This is a genomic window from Phormidesmis sp. 146-12, assembly GCF_052939495.1.
Window position 1 is genome coordinate 1 of record NZ_JBJPHS010000116.1, and the last position, 17,370, is coordinate 17,370.

The window sequence follows — 17,370 nt, forward strand, 5'->3', positions numbered from 1 at the left end:
AGGGGGCTGCCTGGAGTGATCGCCACAGCGAGGGATTTCATCGAATTCACGTCCTGTTAGACTATCTCCAGTTTCTCAAGGTTGGTTGTCAGGCTGTGAAAATTCTTCTGGTCGAAGATGATGAGGGCTTTGCTGAGAGTCTGAGAAGAGTTCTGATCGAACAAAACTACTGTGTTGATCTGGCGGCTGATGGGCAGTCTGGGTGGGATCTTGCAGAAGCGTTTGAGTATGATCTGATTTTGCTCGATCGTCAATTGCCCAAATTAGATGGCATTCAGTTTTGTCAACGGCTGCGGCAGCGCAAAGATTCTACGCCCGTTCTTTTTCTCACCGCTCAAGACTCCAGTTACGACAAAGTGGTGGGGCTAGATGCGGGGGCTGATGACTATCTGGCCAAGCCGATCGACCTTCAAGAATTGCTGGCCCGAATGCGATCGCTCTTGCGTCGAAGCAGTGTGCCTGTATCCGTTCTAGCGTGGGGAAGACTTCAGCTTGACCTCAAGGCTTGTCAGTTTACCTACGCAGACGTGCCGCTATCTTTGACGCTCAAAGAATATGGGTTGTTAGAGCTTTTTTTACGCAATCAACAGCGCATTTTTAGCCAGCAAGCCCTGATCGAGCATCTCTGGTCACTCGAAGCAACCCCCACCGAAAATGCAGTCCGCGCTCACATCAAAAGTCTGCGACAAAAGCTCAAAAAAGCGGGATCTGGGGATTTAATTGAGACGATTTATGGATTTGGCTATCGGCTAAATGTTAGAGAACTGGACTCGATCTCTTCGAGTTACCCGCAAGGGGTCGCTTCGAGTTACCCGCAAGGGGTCGCTTCGAGTTACCCGCAAGAGGTCGCTTTAAGTTACCCACCAGAAGTTGCCGTCCCCAAAGCATTCAGCACTGCGATCGCTCCAGAATTTTCGGCAGTGTGGCAACAGCATCGACAGAAATATCTCGATCGCGTTCAGATTCTCAACCAGGCTGCAACTAATCTCAAAACCGGAACGCTGAGTCCAGATCTTGAGCAACAGGCGCTTCGAGAGGCTCATACGCTGATCGGGTCGTTGGGCAGTTTTGGGCTAGACAAGGCGGCGGATCTGTCTCGTCAAATCCAAGAACTGTTGAAGCAGATTTTGAGCGATGATTCCTTGCGGATGACTCCAAGCAACCGCAGTAAAATCACCCTGCTCAACCAGACGGTGAACGCCCTACGAGAAACTTTGTTAGCGGTGACGATCGTCGCTCCGGTTTCCATGCAGACAACTCCCTCCGAAGGTCAGACGGCTCGATTGTTGATTGTCGATGATGATGTCGCTCTAATCGATCAGCTAATGGCCAGTTTGAGCGCGGGGACTCCTCTCTGGAAAATTGAGGCGATCGGGGCGACGAGTCTGGCAGAGGCGAGAGAAATCATTCAACAACAGCCGCCCGATGTGATTTTGCTTGATTTGAGCTTTCCTGACTCGATAGAAGATGGGTTTGGGCTGCTCGCAGAAGTAGCTTCCTTCATTCCGGTGATTGTATTTACGGCGAGTGAGGGGTTTGTCGATCGCGTCCGGGTGGCCCGATTGGGAGGACGCAGCTTTTTGCAAAAACCAATTTCATCCAGTCAGGTGATAGCCACCGTTGTCCATGTGCTGCAACAATCAAATCAGACACAAACAAAGTTGATGATGGTCGATGATGACCCGCAAGTGCTGGACTTTCTCCGCACGATCCTTCAGCCCTGGGGGTTTCATCTCACACTCGTCGATCAGCCTCAACAGGCCTGGCAATTGTTAGAACAAGTCAACCCCGATCTTCTGATTCTCAATATTGAAATGCCAGGGTTAAATGGAATTGATCTCTGTCAGGTCATTCGCAACGATCGCCGCTGGGATGCTCTACCTGTCCTGTTTTTATCTGCCCACAGCGATAGTCAAACGATCGCTCAAGTCTTTGGAGCGGGAGCGGACGACTACGTGAGTAAGCCGATCGTCGAATCAGAACTCGTGGCGCGGGTCTTAAATCGTCTGGAGCGGGTGCAGCTTTTACGGCAGTTTGTCGCTCAGACACCTAATTTTATAGATTCTGACGTTTACAAATTTTAGTTTTCCAGAGGTGCTTATGATTACGTTACCATCATTTGATTTGAATTTTAGGGTTCAAAGTCTGCCTTTTTGGTCAAGCGGATTGGTGATGGCTGGCGTGGTCTTCTCAATGGAGCGCTTACAATCTTTTGAGTCTATAACGCCGATTTTGTTTGTGTTGATGATTGTGGTGATTGCGCTGAGTTCCAGTCTGAGCAGTCTGCGATCGGGATTAGTCAGCGCAGCAATCTGGGCGATTTATTTAATCTATCACTTTTTCGTTCCGATTAATGTTGATGTTATTCCTCAAAGTTTTCCACAAGCGATTTCAGAAATTGTGCTAATTCTGGTGCTGGTGGTGGTGCAGGGTCGTCAAAAAGAGCGCCACGATCGCCTCACCCAAGCTCTACGTCAACGCTCTGATCAGTTAGACCACAAGGTTCGCAGTCGCACGATCGAACTGGCTCAGGCTAATGATTTACTCAAAGAGCAGATCGACGATCGTGAAACCACTCTGCACAACCTTCGCCAAATCGAGGCAGACTTACGCCAAAGTGAAGCTCGTTTGTTATTGGCGCTCCAGTCTTCTCAAATGGGCATTTGGGATTGGGACATGACGACGGGAAACATCACCTGGTCAAGCGGACACGAACAGCTATTTGGCTTAGAACCCAACACCTTTGACGGACGCTACCAAACCTTTGACGATCGCTTGCATCCCGACGATCGAGACTCGCTCAATCAAGCCGTCGATCAAGCCATTCACAACCACAGCACCTATCACCATGAGTTTCGCGTGGTTTGGGAAGATGGCAGCACTCACTGGATCGCAGGCAAAGGACGGGCACTCTACAACGACGTGGGACAAGCCATCAGAATGACGGGAACGATCGTAGACATCGACGATCGCAAACGAATGGAACTCGCGCTACAAAAGAGTCAGCAGCGCTATCAAATCCTGACCGAAGTCTCTCCCGTGGGCATCTTTCACACCGACGAGATCGGCAACTGTCTCTATGTCAACGATCGCTGGAGCAAAATTGCGGGAATCTCCGCCTCAGAAGCGCTGGGTGAAGGCTGGGTAAAGGCACTGTATGCCGACGATCGCTCGCAAATATCTGAAGCATGGTCTCGATCGGCGCAACAGCATCGCCCATTTCGTCAGGAATATCGCTTTCAGAGTCCAGACGGCACGATTACCTGGGTGTTTGGGCAAGCCGTCGCGGAGAAGAATTCGATCGGAGCAGTTGTCGGCTATGTGGGCACAATCACCGATATTACCGACCTAAAGGCCGCAGAAAGCCAGCTTCGACAACTCGTTTTGCGCGAACAAATGGCCCATGCTCAGGCGCTGGCTTCTCGACAACAAATCACCAACATTTTAGAGAGCGTCACTGATGGGTTTGTTTCGCTTGATGCTGACTGGCGCTACATTTACGTCAACCGCAAAGCTGGAGAAATGCTCGATCGCGCTCCCGAAGCTCTGATCGGCAAAAACATCTGGGAAGTCTTTCCCGAAGGCATCGGACAGCCGTTTTATCGAGCCTATTATCGGGCAATGGCAGAACAAATTCCCATCCAGCTAGAAGAATACTATCCGCCGTGGGATCGCTGGTTTGAGAATCGCATTTATCCCTCTGCGACAGGGCTGGCGATCTTCTTTCAAGACACCACTGACCGCAAGCGCATTGAGGCCGCCCTCCAACAGGCCAACGAGGGATTAGAACTCCGAGTCGAAGAACGCACCGCCGAGTTAACCGATGTCAATCATCTGCTTCAACAAGAACTACAAGAGCGCCAAAAGGCAGAAAAGGCGCTGCGAGAAAGTCAGGCTCTATTGCAGGCGATTATCGACAACTCCCCGGCCGTGATTTATCTGGTCGATGCCCAAAACAAGATTTTATTAGTCAATCGGCAGCACGATCGCGTCTTCAATTTACCCAGCGAACACTTTGTCGGCAAAACGATCGATGAGGTGTTTCCTTCAGAGGTGGCGGCAACGTTTAATCAGCGCAATCAGGCCGTGTTAAAAGCGGGACAGCCGATCGAGTCTGAAGACGACGCGCAGCATTTTGATGGCACCGTTCACACGTCCCTTTCGGTGCGATTTCCGCTATTTGACGAAGACGGCACGGCTCAAATGGTCTGCGGCATCTGTACTGACATTACCGAACGGGCGCTGATTGCTCGGCTCAAAGAGGAGTTTGTTTCTGTCGTCAGCCACGAACTGCGAACGCCGCTGACTTCCATTCACGGAGCGCTCAATCTTTTGTCAGAAGGACTCGTCGAGCCACAGTCAGAATGGGGGCAACGGATGATTGCGATCGCCGCCAATGGGGCCGATCGCCTGGTGCGGTTAGTCGATGACATTCTCGATCTCGAACGCCTGGATTCAGGAAAGATCAGCCTTTCCATTCAGCCCTGTAACTTAGCGGATCTGATGACTGCGGCGATTTCGCTCATGCAAGTTATGGCGGATCAGGCTCAAGTGACGCTTTCTGTTTCTCCGCTCTCGGTGCAGCTTGATGCAGACGGCGATCGAGTGATTCAGGTGTTAACCAATCTCCTCAGCAACGCGATCAAATTTTCGCCTCAGGGTGAGACGGTGCGATTAGATGCCAAACTGCAAGACGACTCGATTTTAGTCCAGGTCAGCGATCGCGGACGAGGCATTGCAGCCGACCAACTCGAAGTCATTTTCGATCGCTTTCATCAAGTTGATGTCTCCGATGCCCGACAAAAGGGCGGAACCGGGTTAGGACTGGCCATCTGTCGCAGCATCATCCAACAGCACGGCGGTCAAATCTGGGCAGAAAGCACGATCGGATTAGGCAGCCAGTTTTCTTTTACAGTGTCGATCGCGCATGTTTGAGGGTCAGGGTTCCATCGATCGCCCTTAAACAAAACAGATAGCTAGATAAATTCACCGCTAACTTTCTCCTCCTCATGCCCAAAACAATCCTAGTAATCGATGACGACGACGGTGTACGCGACATTATTCAGTTTGGCTTAGTTGCGGCGGCGGGTTGGGGTGTGTTGACGGCCGCATCAGGTCAAGAAGGCATTATTCAAGCAGTGACTTATCAGCCTGATGCAATTTTGCTCGATGTGATGATGCCCAACCTGGATGGCGCTACCACCTTTCGGCAGCTACAAGCCAATGAAAAAACACGCCACATTCCTACCATTTTGCTAACCGCAAAGGCCAGCATCAGCGAATATCAACCTCTCCTAGAACTGGGAGTCAAAGGTTGGATTGCCAAGCCCTTTAAGGCAAAAACCTTAGCCGCTCAAATTCAAGCAATTTTGAAGTGGGATTAAAAAATGTTGTGACAGCAAAAGGAATGCTCGATCGACTTGGCTAACAAAACTCTTTTCCAAACAACTCGCTTTGCTATGTGAAGGCAGAGTTCGTTTTCATAGACGTGGTGCCAATTTTGGGGAACTTTGAGACAATATTTCTCGTTCAAAGTCCCTCACTGGTGGGGGATTTAGGGGGCTGCCCGGATTGGTAACCGTAGCGAAGGATGATCATGGAATTCACGTTAAATTTAATTCGCCAGCTTTATCGAATTGACGCTGCGGTTTAGATCTTGTCGATCGCTACACATCCCGATCAAACGCGACTCATCTTTCTATTCACAAAATATTCACATTCTTCCTTTACTTTAAATAGGTGTGGCTTACCTTGTGTAAAAAACGCAGGTCAATTTGCCTTTGAGAAAACGCTCCGAAGTCTATTAATAACCCCATTCAAAGCGTAAATTGACCGCTAGAGAAGCCGATCATCCTAATAGGAACTCGGCTTTTTTAGTACTTTATTTTAGTACTTTAAATTACTGCAAAAGTATCCATAAAATATCTATATATTTCACAAAGTATTCACATTCATTCAGTATCTTTTAACTAAACCGACATATTTCAACTTGCCCTATCTCAAACAAAATTATGGACTTTAACCATCAACACTTGCCTCAAAAAAACGGAGGGATATTGAACAAAATAGACAATCCCCCTTTAATTTTGATTGCTGAAGATGAGGAAATTATTCGTCTAGCGATCGCCGAAACTCTCAAGCAAAATGGCTATGCAGTCGTCGAAACCGAAAACGGCTGGGATTGTCTCAGAGCCTTCAAAATCTTTCGGCCTGATCTGGTGATCCTCGACGGTCAAATGCCTCAAATGGACGGCTTCACCTGTTGTCAGATCATTCGGACTTTCTCATACTGCGTGCCGATTTTAATGGTCACAGGTCTACATTCCGCCGATTTTATCGATCAGGCTTTGGCTGTTGGAGTCACCAGCTACTTGACTAAACCTGTTCCTGCCAAAGCGCTAATTCAGCGTGTCTCCAGTCTTCTACAAGCCAAACGATCGAGCTGCTCACTAAACAGTTCTAATTAATCATTCTAATTAATAGCAAATTGTTAATTGGTGATTGTCTTCATCTCTCATTCCCTACTGTGACCTTACAAACTACTCACGCTTCAATACTTACACCACTGGCCCCGCTAGTTTTGGTGACAGACGACGATGCAGTGATGCGGTTGGTTCTATGTGAAGCAATGCACCAGGAAGGCTATCGGACGATCGAAGCAGAAAATGGCTTTGCGTGTTTAGAGTCCTGTCGTCGGTTTCGGCCTGACTTGATTTTGTTGGATGCGGTGATGCCAGAGATGGATGGGTTTACCTGCTGTCAAAAACTGCGATCGCTCACCCCCAACCTCCCGATTTTGATGGTGACCAGCCTCCAGACTTCGGAAGCGGTCGATCAAGTTTTTGCAGTCGGCGCAACGGACTATATTAGTAAGCCGATTCATTGGGCTGTCTTGCGGCAGCGAGTTCGGCGACTGCTTCAAGCGCATCAGGCGACTACCGAATTGCAGCATCGTAACCAACAAGTTCAACAACTCACGACCCAATTAGAATCACAAATTCAGGAACGCACGACTCAATTAGAACAAGCCCTCAAATTTGAGTCTACGCTCAAGCGCATTACCGACAAAGTACGCGACTCGCTTGATGAAAAACAAATCCTTCACTCTGCGGTACAAAAATTAGCCCGGAGTACTGGTGTACAAGCCTGTGACACTGCTTTGTATGATTTGAATCAAAAGACTTCTACGATCTACTTTGAGTATGTTTCTTCAGATTTGACGGCGGCGCAAGGCAAGGTTGCCCATTTCGATAGGCTGCCCTGTGTGTATGAGGCAATGTTAGCGGGAAGATCGGCTCAGTTTTGTTTGATCGCACCCTATCCAACTATGATTCGCACGATCGCCTATCGATTTGCAATTTTGGCCTGTCCACTAATGGATGATCAGGGCGTGTTGGGTGATATGTGGCTGTTCAAACCCTGTGATGAAACGTTTAATGATCTCGAAATTCGACTTGTGCAGCAAGTGGCCAATCAGTGTGCGATCGCGCTACGCCAATCTCGCCTCTATCAAGCGTCTCAACAACAAGTCAAAGCCCTAGAAAAGCTGCACCACCTCAAAGACGAATTTTTAAGCACCGTTTCTCACGAGTTGCGATCGCCTATTGCCAATATGCTGATGGCTATTCAGATGTTAGAGTGCGTTCTGACTCAGGTGAAACTGCCTGACCATCAGATCGAACTGTTTGATAAAAGTACAACTTATCTCAAGATCCTCCGCAGTGAATGCAATCGCGAAGTTCATTTAATCAACGATCTGCTAGACCTACAGCGCCTCGAATCGGGACAGCAGCGCCTCACCTGGGAGTTGATTGATCTAAGAGAGTGGATTCCGACGATCGTGGAGCCTTATCGGATTCGTGCCCAACACCGTCAACAAGGTTTGCAGTTTCACTTCGCAGATTTGCCCCCGCTGTATGCTGACCCCATCAGTCTCGGTAGAGTGTTGTCAGAACTGTTGAACAATGCCTGCAAGTACACACCACCAGGCGGAACGATCGCGCTCTCGATTCATCTAACTGAGGCGACTAAGATAAATGCTGCAATAGAGTCTACCAAACCATTTTCTCTTCAAGTCCTACAACTAAACGTCAGCAACTCCGGGTCTGAAATTGCTGCGGTTGAGCTTCCCCGAATTTTTGATCAATTTTATCGAGTTCCCTGTAGCGATCGCTGGCAGCAAGGCGGGACAGGTCTGGGGTTAGCGCTAGTTAAGCAATTAGTCCAACATCTCAAGGGTCACATTTGGGTTGAGAGTGCCCAGCAGAAAACCTGCTTTACGATCGAGATCCCGTTAGACAGTAGACATTAGATGCTAGACATGATTGACTGACAAATCTTTTCAGGTAGGTTGGGTAGAGCCTTGCGAAACCCAACGATTGCTGGGGTGTTGGGTTTCATGCTTCAACCCAACCTACGAAGTTATTTAGTTCGTGATCCTTAGCGAGCGGTAGGATTAGGAGTCGCTACCGGAACGCCCCGAAAAGGATTGGTCTGAGGAACGTCTAAATCAATGCGATCTAGACTTTCAGGAACTCGCAGCCTCACACTTACATTGACCGCCTGATCGGGACGTAGATCGTACAGCGAGAAGGTCTTGCCAAAGGGCGATCGTGAGTCAAGGGTTGGATAGCGTTCATTCGTTCTAGAGTTGATCCCCTTGACTTCGGCGAGATCAATGTCACCCACACCAGGGACACGATCGCGCAGCCGATGAATTCGCATTTCCACATTAACGATGTTAGAGTCTCCTGACCCGTCCGCCCGTCGCACCGAGAGCAGTTCCACCTCACCCGCACCCCCGTAAGCAGACTGCACAAAGCGCCCCGGTTCTACCCGACTGATGGCAGCGGGCGTGATCAAGCGATTGCCCAAAGTCGTCAGGTCACGTTGTTGAGCCGCTTGCGCTTGACGGTTCGGAGGATTAAGAACCGCCTGCACTTCTTGTCGTGCTCGAACGCCTTGAATCACCGCCACACTGCTAAAGAAAAAAGCCAGCGTTGACAAGACTAAGGCTAACCCTGACGCAACATCGGTTGCTGCATTTGATGTAGAACCTGACCCCTCCTCTCTAACACCACCAGAGCGAACAGGACGATCGAGATCCCGTTCCTGAAGTTTAGACCGTTCAACAAGGTTACGCTCTTGAATCATGGGGTTCACCCTGAGTATCGTGATCCCTTCATAGTAGGGTCACACCCCTCATAGATATTCCTACCCTAAGAGAGATTTACAGATCAAAAATCTGCTACTTTTGCTACAGATTAATTTGTGTTTTTAGTAGCGAAAACTGAAGACACAATGCCGATTGTGCTCAACCTCTCACCCGTTGCCCCGTCTTTCTGCACCATGCCCATCTCTCCTTTTTCTCGTCTGCTGGTGTTGAGTCTTACGCTGATCTTGCAGCCAGTGCGGACGCTGGCCGCTCCTTCGACGCTCTGCCCGACTCAACTGCCCGCGGCGATCGATAGGATTTTGGGTCATCCTGATTTTGCACGATCGCGCTGGGGGGCGTTGATTCAAACCGAGGATGGAAAGACGCTGTACGATCGCGACGCTCAACGTTATTTCATTCCTGCCTCTACGACCAAACTGTTGACCACGGCGGCGGCACTTGACAAATTGGGAGCACAGTTTCGCATTCGCACTTCAATTTATGGCATTCGTTCTCAGATGGGATGGGCGTTGCGAGTGGTGGGGCGAGGTGATCCGACGCTGACAGATTTGCAGTTGGTGAGGTTGGCGCAGCAGTTGAGTCGGCAGGGCATTCAGCAGGTTGAGCAATTGACGGTGGAAGACTCTGATCGCAGCGACCCGATTTCACCAGACTGGACGGTTGAGGATGCTCAAGCAGGATATGGGGCCCCTGTGAATCGTTTGATCGTCAATGGGAATGCGATCGGGCTGAGTCTGATTCCGCAAGCGATCGGTCAACCGCTCCGGGTGCAATGGGATGACCCCAACGACAGCAAAGGCTGGCAAATTGAGAATAACTCTGTCACAGTTGCGGCCGATGCGCCAGAGTCCCTGGACGTGGGACGCGATCTCAGCCAGCCGATTCTCAAAATCAGGGGACAGTTGCGAGTGGGCGCGGCTTCAGAATCTGTGTCGGTGGCGATCGTCAATCCTGCTCAAAACTTTCTTCAACAGTTGCGGCAAGCGCTCGCAAAAGAGAAGATTACGGTGAAACGGGCGGTCGTGGTCACTCGTCCCGATGCCGCTACAGGTTCAGAAGTGGCGTTTGTCGAGTCACCGTCCTTGTCCGCCATTCTCAAAACGACAAATCAAGACAGCAACAATTTGTATGCAGAATCATTGCTGAGACTGCTGGGCACAAAAGACAACACTACGACGATCGACCAGGGAATGACGACGCTCATTTCAACTTTGAAAACGCTAGGTGTCAACTCATCCAGTTTTTTGCTGGTCGATGGGTCAGGATTGGCGCGTCAAAATTTGATCAGTCCCCAAGCGCTGGTGCAAACTCTACGGTCGATGTCCAGGCATCCTGCTGCTAGTATCTATCGATCGTCTTTGCCCACCGCCGGGGTTAGCGGAACGCTACAAAATCGCTTTCGAGGCACCGCTGCCCAGGGAATCGTCCAGGCTAAAACAGGAAGTCTCACTGGAGTGTCAGCCCTTTCTGGCTACCTGGCTCCTCCCAACTATTCGCCGATCGTCTTTAGTGTAATCGTCAACCAATCTACCAGTTCGGCAACGGTGCAGCGAGAAGCGATCGATGAGGTTGTGTTGTTGTTGACAAAGCTACGATCGTGCAACTGAGCAACTTTCAGCCACCAAAGTCACAGCCACGCTTTGACCCCTATCCGCTTTACAAAGTCCTTTAGCAACAAGCGATCCTGAACAGTCAGCGAAAAATAGAATGTGCAAGAAGCGGGCGGCGAGAATCGAACTCGCATCATTAGCTTGGAAGGCTAAGGTTTTACCACTAAACTACGCCCGCGTGACCTTCTTACAAAGGCGAATACTAGAATAACACGATTTTCTACAAAGAGATGGCATTGATTCAAAACAGCTTCAAACCGAATATCACTACAAATTCAAACCGAGTGTCACTGAATTTAATGCCAGTGCGACAAGTTCTTTCGCTTCGATGTTCTGCTTCTGTCCCCAAGCTGCCAATTCTGGGGCACCTATGAGGTTTTCAGGATCTGCGATCGCGAGAAATTTATCGAATTCACGTTGAGCTAAGGACGTTGAGCTAAGGACAATGAGCAGTGTTCACTCTACAAATTCTCAAGCCTTTAGAAATCAATTGACGCTTATTTCAAAAGCATTCAACCCTTCAAAACAGCCCTTACTTCACAACTTGGATCTGCACCGGAACAATCCAGGCTGTGAGTGGAGCCTTATTTTCGCTCGTAGCAGTTGTGTCGAAGGTTACATCAAAGCGCAAAGGTTCAAATACACGATCGATCAGCTTCTCTAACCCTACATCACTAAGCGAAGTGGAGTTAGCTGGAACGCTTGAATCAACGACCTTGCCGCTGCTGGTGTCCACTACAAACAAGACCTCTAAATTCAGGACTTGACCTGGCAACAGTTTGAAATCGGGAGAGTAGGGAACAATGACCTGCTGCTGTGCGTTACCCCTAAGCTGTGCTGTTTTGGCTTGACTATCATTTCTACTAGGGTCTGCCCGTCGAATCTGACTCGTTGTGACTTGAGTGGCGATCGTCACCTCAGTAGATGGTAAACCCTGCCCTGACGTGATCGGCCCTGAAGGCGGATCGGTCTGAGTTCCACCTGAGGGAGATTGAGGAGGCTTGGGCGGACTGTCTGGATCGCCAGAAGGCTGTGCGGGATCGGTCTGAGTTCCACCAGTGGGAGGTTGAGATTTGGGCGGGTTGTCTGGATCAGTTGACGGTTGAGCAGGATCGGTTTGATTCTCGGTCGTGGGAGGTTGAGAAGGCGTTGGCGGCTGAGGAGGACTGGACGGATCAGCTTCATCCTCTACAGGGGGTGGGTTTGGGGTGACGGGCTTAGGAAAAATCGGTTTTGTGACAGCAGGCTTTTGAGGCGATGGCAGGGGTTGAGGGGGTAATCGCCGTTCTTGAATGGGTCGAGGAGACGGACTGGAGACGATCGTCGGCTGAGTCGGTTCTGACGATTGAATCGGAGACTTTGCACCAGAGGAACTTTCTAGCGGAGCCGACGTGACTTTGGGTGCCGTCAAGCTGACCCCTTGAGCAGGCTTACCCGAAGATTTGGGCGAGAGGTCAACTAGTTCGATCGGTGTGGACGACGCACTCGATTTGACCGGAGCGACGCGCACCAAAAACCAGCGCCCCGATAGCAAAAACAATAAATGAACCGCCAACGAACCCGCCAGCACTGCCAGCCAAAAATTGGGAGAGTCCTGAGGTCGTCTCAGGCTACCAGAAAAGTCGGGGGACGATTGCATGGGGTGTCGCCGTACTAGAAAGTCAAATTCATTCTAGTCGCTGGCAAGGGGATGAGACGAGAATAAAAAACTGTACCCACTCATCTGCTAAGACGGCTTACGGTGATCGCCAGCGTAGGGATCGATCGAGAAGGTCAGCACCGTTTCATCCACCCCTTTAAGCTGTAGAGGACTGACTTTGGTGATCATTTCTTCGTCCAGGTAGTCAGCGACCGCAGCCGAAACGAGGATCGAGTCTGGTTCGGCGGCTTCCTGGATGCGAGAGGCAATATTCACACTGGGGCCGACTGCCGTATAGTCTGCGCGTTCTTCTCCTCCAAACATACCCACGACGGCCGTTCCCTGATGGATGCCACAGCGAAATTGGACTTTGCTGATCCCTTGGGTTTGCCAGCGATCGTTGAGTTCGTCGAGTGATCGATACATTTGGCGGGCAGCGGCGATCGCACGTCTCACCTGTTCATTAGGAGTCAATTCTTCGGGCGCTCCAAAGATAGCGAGAATCGCATCCCCCATAAATTTATCAACCGTGCCGCCATTGTCAAAGACAGCGCGAGTCATGCTGGCTAGATATTCATTGAGCAACTCAGCAACTCGGCGCGATCGCAGCGTATTTGACAACTGAGTAAAGCCAATGATGTCGCTAAATAAGACAGTAATCATCCGAGGTTCGGGGCGCAGATCGAGGGTGAGTTCTCCTTTGGCAGCCCGCTGTACCAGAGAAGGCGGCAAAAAGCGCTTTAGCACCGACTCGGTTAAGTAAGTATTGAGTTGAGCCACGCGCTGTTCGTTTTCTTTGAGGGCGAGGAGATTACGAACTTCGGCCAGCAGTTCTCGATCATTAAACGGCTTTGACAGGTAGGCATCTGCACCTCGTTCGGCTCCCTCAATGCGCGTGTCTTCGTCGGCTTTGGCGGTGAGCAACACGATCGGCGTTCCTTTCAGGGTTTCGTCGTCGCGGATCAAGCAAATCATATCCAGACCGGAGACGATCGGCATCATCAAGTCAGTGACGATCAAATGGGGGCGATGGGTCTGGGCTGCCTCAAAGCCTTCTGCCCCGTTGCGGGCCGTCCAGACGTGGTAGCCTTGCTGACGCAAAATCCCAGAAACGTAGGCGCGCAGATCGGTGTTGTCGTCCACGACTAGAATCTGTCGAAGAGTGGCATTTTCCAGCTTTTGAGGGGAGTCTGCTGGCTCAACAGTAGAGGGTTCAAAATCGTCAAGCAGTTCGATTTCCAAATCGGCGAGTTCGACGGAGGCGCGGCTGGCTTGCACTTCTACCTGGGTTTCGACAATTTGCTCGATCGGCAGGTGGTTCATCCCAATCTCAAGCCGGACTGCTACCGTGGTGCCTTCGCCGTAGGTTGATTGAACGCTAATCTCGCCATTGTGCAGTTCGACCAGTTCTTTGACCAGGGACAGTCCTAATCCAGTGCCTTCATAACTGCGGTTGGCTGACCCTTCTGCCTGACGAAATCGCTCAAACAAAAATGGAATTTGATCAGGACGAATGCCAATCCCCGTATCAATGACTTGCAGGAGACAGTGGGTGCCATCGCATTTGAGGACGATTTGAATCTGCTTGCCGGCTGCCGTAAACTTCATGGCATTAGACAGCAGATTGTAGAGAACCTTGTCAAATTTTTCTAAGTCTAGATAAACCGGAGGGCACTTGCTCAGATCCGTCAGCAGAGTCAACCCTTTTTTCTCGCAGTAGGGGCGAAAAGAATCGACGATCTGAGTAATAAATTTGACTAAATCACAGGGATGAAACCTGGGCTGCATTCGGCCTGCATCCAACCGCTGAAGGTCTAAAAGCTGATTGACCAATCGCAACAGCCGCCGAGAATTTCGCAGCGCGATCGTCGCCTGGTCATAGTTCAATCCCTGCTGTTGAGCGACGGCCGATTCGAGCGGGCCCACCATCAGCGTCAGGGGCGTTCTAAACTCGTGGGAGATATTTTGAAAGAACTCGGTTTTTTGGCGATCGAGCATCAACAACTGTTCGGCTTGCTGACGGGTTTTTTGATAAAGGCGAGACTGCTGAACGGCGATCGCAGCCTGAGCCGCCACCGATTGGGCGAGTTGAATCTCAGACGCTTTCCACTGTCTGGCGTATTGATTTTGTCGTAGAGAAATGCTGCCAATGATTTGACCGTCTGAGACCAAGGGCACCACGAGCAGCGCACGAGCGGGATTGCGAACAGTTGATTCGGCCAACATTTCCGGGTGTTGAGCCAGATCATTAAGCACCACAGGCTGCTGAGTAGCAATCAATTGTTGAAGAACCGGGTTGCCTTCGATCGGCACGTTTGACTGAGGAAAATGGCGTTGAGAAGAGTCAGCCGCCCCCAGATCCGTCCCTTTCCAGTCGGGATCGTGTAAGCCGACCAATTGGACAAATTCGGCATCCTCTGTCCACAGAGAAAGCGCGCAGCCATCCACATGAAGCGCCTGCCCCAACTGCTGGGTAATCGCCGCAAAAATCTCTTGGGGATCAAGACTAGAGCGAATCGCCGAAGTAATCGTATTGATCAGCGCCTCTCGTTTGGCCAGCGCCCGGACTTGCTCATAGGCATGGGCTTGAGACAGGGCCAGCGCCGCTTGGTCAGCCACCATACTAATGAGTTCGACTTCATCTTGTTGCCACTGGCGATCTTCGCCACACTGATGCAGCGCCAAAACCGCCATGAGTTCTTGCTGACAGATCAAAGGCACGATCAAGCTCGATCGAATCCCCGAATCCTGATAAGCTTGCCGACGCTGAAAATCGGTCTGAATCTGCTCGTCCGCCGTCGCGTCTTGAACCACCGCCACCCGATCGAGGTGCCAAACCGTTTGAGACAGATCAGGGCGCACGGCTTGAGTGAGATTTAATTCAAGATTTTCTTTCCAATAGACAAATCCTTCATCTTCCATCTGTCCAGCTTGAAACGGTCGGAGCACCCCACAGCTTACCTCAAACATTTGCCCAACCGTTTCGACGATCGTCTGCAAAATTTGTCGGTAGCTGAGGGCACTGCGAATCGTATTCGTCACCGCATTGAGCAAAGATTCTTGACGCAGAGTGCGCCGTAGTTCTTGAGTTCTGGCTTTGAGGACGTTGTGGGTATCAGCAGCCTGACGGACAACTCCCTTCAGTTCCTCATCATTCCAGGGTTTGGTGACATATTTAAAGACTTTGCCAGAGTTGATGGCTTCGACGAGATCTTCAACGTCGGTGTAGCCTGTGAGAATAATCCGAATAATGTCAGGATACTGAGTAGCCGTCAAGCTGAGAAACTCAGTTCCACTCATCAATGGCATCCGCTGGTCAGAGATAATGACTGCCACGTCGCCTTCGTTCGCCAAAATGTCTAGTGCAACCGGGCCGTTTTCTGCCCGCAACACCGTAAACTCGCGATGAAAGGTGCGATACAGCAGGTCTAAGTTGTCTGGTTCATCATCGACAACGAGCAGTTTTTGTTTTGTGACACGCGATTTCATGCAACACGCTCCTGCTGCGCCAGATGGCTCAATCCTGCTTGAGAAGGCTGGCAAACCAAAGACTGCCGGACTACTCTACTGATTTTGCGTCTCTCGGTGGCCGACATGGTGATTTTACTGATGGTCGGTTTGGCGATCGTAGCACCCCAAAAAATGGCTCTCCAACAGTGAATTAACTCAAGGGCAACTCGTAGGTTTAGGCCAGGCGTGTCTGGTTGCAGTCTCGCCATCAAGCCCGTTTTATAAGCAATAGCCTCTAATACCAGAAGATCCAAGATAATCCACCAACCCAATCCTATCTACTCAAATTGCCCTCAACGAAATGGGTTCTAACGCAGACTAACAAACTTATGTGATCGAGATCGCACCCTGCTCGCTTTTTGATCACTGCACAAGTCAGCTCGTTTCTCGTCAGCATCGATACATGCACCTATAAGAGTATCTCCGCTTAACGTTATTACTGACTAGAGAAATTTGGTCAATTTTAGATTGGGCGAGACGGTGATGAGGGAGCGCAGCAGGGTGACCCAAGAAAACGCTGTGAATAGTGGATGAGGAAAAAATATTAATCGTTTGTACGCTAGGGGTATCATTAAGTTTATGATGTTGCCGAGTTGTGAGTGAGGTGAGGAATGTTCTGAAGTATTTGCACTTTTCTAAACTCTACACACATTGAAAGTTTCTGGTGATTCTTTGTGATTGCCCTCCATATCTTTTACACATCTTTTGCCCTGAGTTTTGACTATGCGATGTCCTTTTTGTCAGCATCCCGATAACCGAGTTCTTGAGTCTCGATCGGCAGAAGCGGGCCAAAGTGTCCGGCGGCGGCGAGAATGTCTCAAATGTGGGCATCGTTTTACCACCTATGAGCGGATTGAGTTTGTGCCAGTGATTGTGCTCAAGCGAAATGGGGAACGAGCGTCATTCGATCGCTCCAGGCTGCTTCGAGAGTTGGTGAGAGCCTGTGAAAAGACGCAGATTGAGGAACGGCAGATTGAAACCGTGGTCGATGAGATCGAGGCCGAACTGCAACAGCGCATCCTGCGAGAGGTTTCTAGTGCCGAAATTACTCGACTGGCACTGCAACAGTTGCGAGAGCTGAGTGAAATTGCCTACATTCGATATGCCTCGATCTACTGCCAGTTTGAAGGAATTCAGGATTTTGTGGGGGCGATCGAAGCGTTGCCCGATCGAGTTGAGCCTGTGAAAGAGCAAGCTGTGTCTAATGATGCGATCGAGTCGTTACCAGAGATTGATTCGGTCACTCGGTAAAAAAGTCTAGATTTGAGCCAGAAGGTTGTCCCAGAAGGTTGTCTTTTAGAGTTCCCATTCTTTTTAAGTGAATTTGATGATCATCCTTCGCTACGGTTGCCAATCCGGGCAGCCCCCTAAATTCCCCACAAGTAAGGGACTTTGAACGAGAAATATTGTCTCAAAGTCCCCCAAAATTGGGGGGT

At 50.1% G+C, this 17,370-nt stretch carries 11 protein-coding genes and 1 tRNA gene; 7 read left to right on the top strand and 5 right to left on the bottom strand.

Annotation, left to right across the window (positions count from 1 at the left end; translation table 11 throughout):
- The 5 genes from ACKFKF_RS29265 to ACKFKF_RS29285 all read left to right on the top strand — a co-directional run.
- On the top strand, positions 1 to 2,084 hold a 2,084-nt coding region (locus ACKFKF_RS29265; protein WP_446870895.1), incomplete at its 5' end, for a response regulator.
- Positions 2,085 to 2,100: 16 nt separating this feature from the next.
- The gene (locus ACKFKF_RS29270; RefSeq protein WP_446870896.1) at positions 2,101 to 4,935 is read left to right on the top strand and encodes a PAS domain-containing sensor histidine kinase; all 2,835 of its coding nucleotides are present in this window, start codon (positions 2,101 to 2,103) and stop codon (positions 4,933 to 4,935) included.
- 74 nt (positions 4,936 to 5,009) lie between these two features.
- Positions 5,010 to 5,384 carry a response regulator gene (locus ACKFKF_RS29275; RefSeq protein WP_446870897.1) on the top strand — a complete coding sequence of 125 codons (375 nt, stop codon included), beginning with the start codon at positions 5,010 to 5,012 and terminating at the stop codon, positions 5,382 to 5,384.
- Between the two features lie 627 nt (positions 5,385 to 6,011).
- On the top strand, positions 6,012 to 6,467 hold the full coding sequence (locus ACKFKF_RS29280) for a response regulator (RefSeq protein ID WP_446870899.1): 456 nt from the start codon (positions 6,012 to 6,014) through the stop codon (positions 6,465 to 6,467).
- A gap of 59 nt (positions 6,468 to 6,526) precedes the next feature.
- The gene (locus tag ACKFKF_RS29285; protein ID WP_446870900.1) at positions 6,527 to 8,311 is read left to right on the top strand and encodes a response regulator; all 1,785 of its coding nucleotides are present in this window, start codon (positions 6,527 to 6,529) and stop codon (positions 8,309 to 8,311) included.
- 128 nt (positions 8,312 to 8,439) lie between these two features.
- Here the strand turns inward: ACKFKF_RS29285 and ACKFKF_RS29290 are convergent, their stop codons facing one another.
- Positions 8,440 to 9,153 (bottom strand): hypothetical protein, encoded by a 714-nt coding sequence (locus tag ACKFKF_RS29290; protein WP_446870901.1) that lies wholly within the window; start codon positions 9,151 to 9,153, stop codon positions 8,440 to 8,442.
- 147 nt (positions 9,154 to 9,300) lie between these two features.
- Here ACKFKF_RS29290 and dacB point away from each other — a divergent pair, with 147 nt between their 5' ends.
- Positions 9,301 to 10,782, top strand: coding sequence for a D-alanyl-D-alanine carboxypeptidase/D-alanyl-D-alanine endopeptidase (gene dacB / locus ACKFKF_RS29295; RefSeq protein ID WP_446870903.1), 1,482 nt, complete (start codon positions 9,301 to 9,303; stop codon positions 10,780 to 10,782).
- Between the two features lie 110 nt (positions 10,783 to 10,892).
- Here the strand turns inward: dacB and ACKFKF_RS29300 are convergent.
- The 4 genes from ACKFKF_RS29300 to ACKFKF_RS29315 all read right to left on the bottom strand — a co-directional run bounded on the left by ACKFKF_RS29300 (position 10,893) and on the right by ACKFKF_RS29315 (position 16,188).
- Positions 10,893 to 10,963: transfer RNA gene (locus ACKFKF_RS29300), tRNA-Gly, on the bottom strand.
- A gap of 354 nt (positions 10,964 to 11,317) precedes the next feature.
- Positions 11,318 to 12,424 (bottom strand): hypothetical protein, encoded by a 1,107-nt coding sequence (locus ACKFKF_RS29305; RefSeq protein ID WP_446870905.1) that lies wholly within the window; start codon positions 12,422 to 12,424, stop codon positions 11,318 to 11,320.
- Between the two features lie 87 nt (positions 12,425 to 12,511).
- Positions 12,512 to 15,913 (bottom strand): response regulator, encoded by a 3,402-nt coding sequence (locus ACKFKF_RS29310; protein WP_446870906.1) that lies wholly within the window; start codon positions 15,911 to 15,913, stop codon positions 12,512 to 12,514.
- Complete coding sequence (locus ACKFKF_RS29315) at positions 15,910 to 16,188, bottom strand: hypothetical protein (protein WP_446870907.1); 279 nt, start codon at positions 16,186 to 16,188, stop codon at positions 15,910 to 15,912. Before ACKFKF_RS29315 ends, ACKFKF_RS29310 begins: the two co-directional genes overlap by 4 nt.
- Positions 16,189 to 16,657: 469 nt before the next feature.
- Between ACKFKF_RS29315 and nrdR the strand changes: the two genes are divergently transcribed.
- On the top strand, positions 16,658 to 17,185 hold the full coding sequence (nrdR, locus tag ACKFKF_RS29320) for a transcriptional regulator NrdR (RefSeq protein ID WP_446870908.1): 528 nt from the start codon (positions 16,658 to 16,660) through the stop codon (positions 17,183 to 17,185).
- The last annotated feature ends 185 nt before the right edge of the window (positions 17,186 to 17,370 follow it).

What these genes read in the sequence shown, in the direction of transcription:
- ACKFKF_RS29270 (WP_446870896.1), top strand. Translation starts at nt 2,101, where the DNA reads ATGATTACGTTACCATCATTTGATTTGAATTTTAGGGTTCAAAGTCTG.
- ACKFKF_RS29275 (WP_446870897.1), top strand. Translation starts at nt 5,010, where the DNA reads ATGCCCAAAACAATCCTAGTAATCGATGACGACGACGGTGTACGCGAC.
- ACKFKF_RS29280 (WP_446870899.1), top strand. Translation starts at nt 6,012, where the DNA reads ATGGACTTTAACCATCAACACTTGCCTCAAAAAAACGGAGGGATATTG.
- ACKFKF_RS29290 (WP_446870901.1), bottom strand. Translation starts at nt 9,153, where the DNA reads ATGATTCAAGAGCGTAACCTTGTTGAACGGTCTAAACTTCAGGAACGG.
- dacB (WP_446870903.1), top strand. Translation starts at nt 9,301, where the DNA reads ATGCCGATTGTGCTCAACCTCTCACCCGTTGCCCCGTCTTTCTGCACC.
- ACKFKF_RS29305 (WP_446870905.1), bottom strand. Translation starts at nt 12,424, where the DNA reads ATGCAATCGTCCCCCGACTTTTCTGGTAGCCTGAGACGACCTCAGGAC.
- ACKFKF_RS29310 (WP_446870906.1), bottom strand. Translation starts at nt 15,913, where the DNA reads ATGAAATCGCGTGTCACAAAACAAAAACTGCTCGTTGTCGATGATGAA.
- nrdR (WP_446870908.1), top strand. Translation starts at nt 16,658, where the DNA reads ATGCGATGTCCTTTTTGTCAGCATCCCGATAACCGAGTTCTTGAGTCT.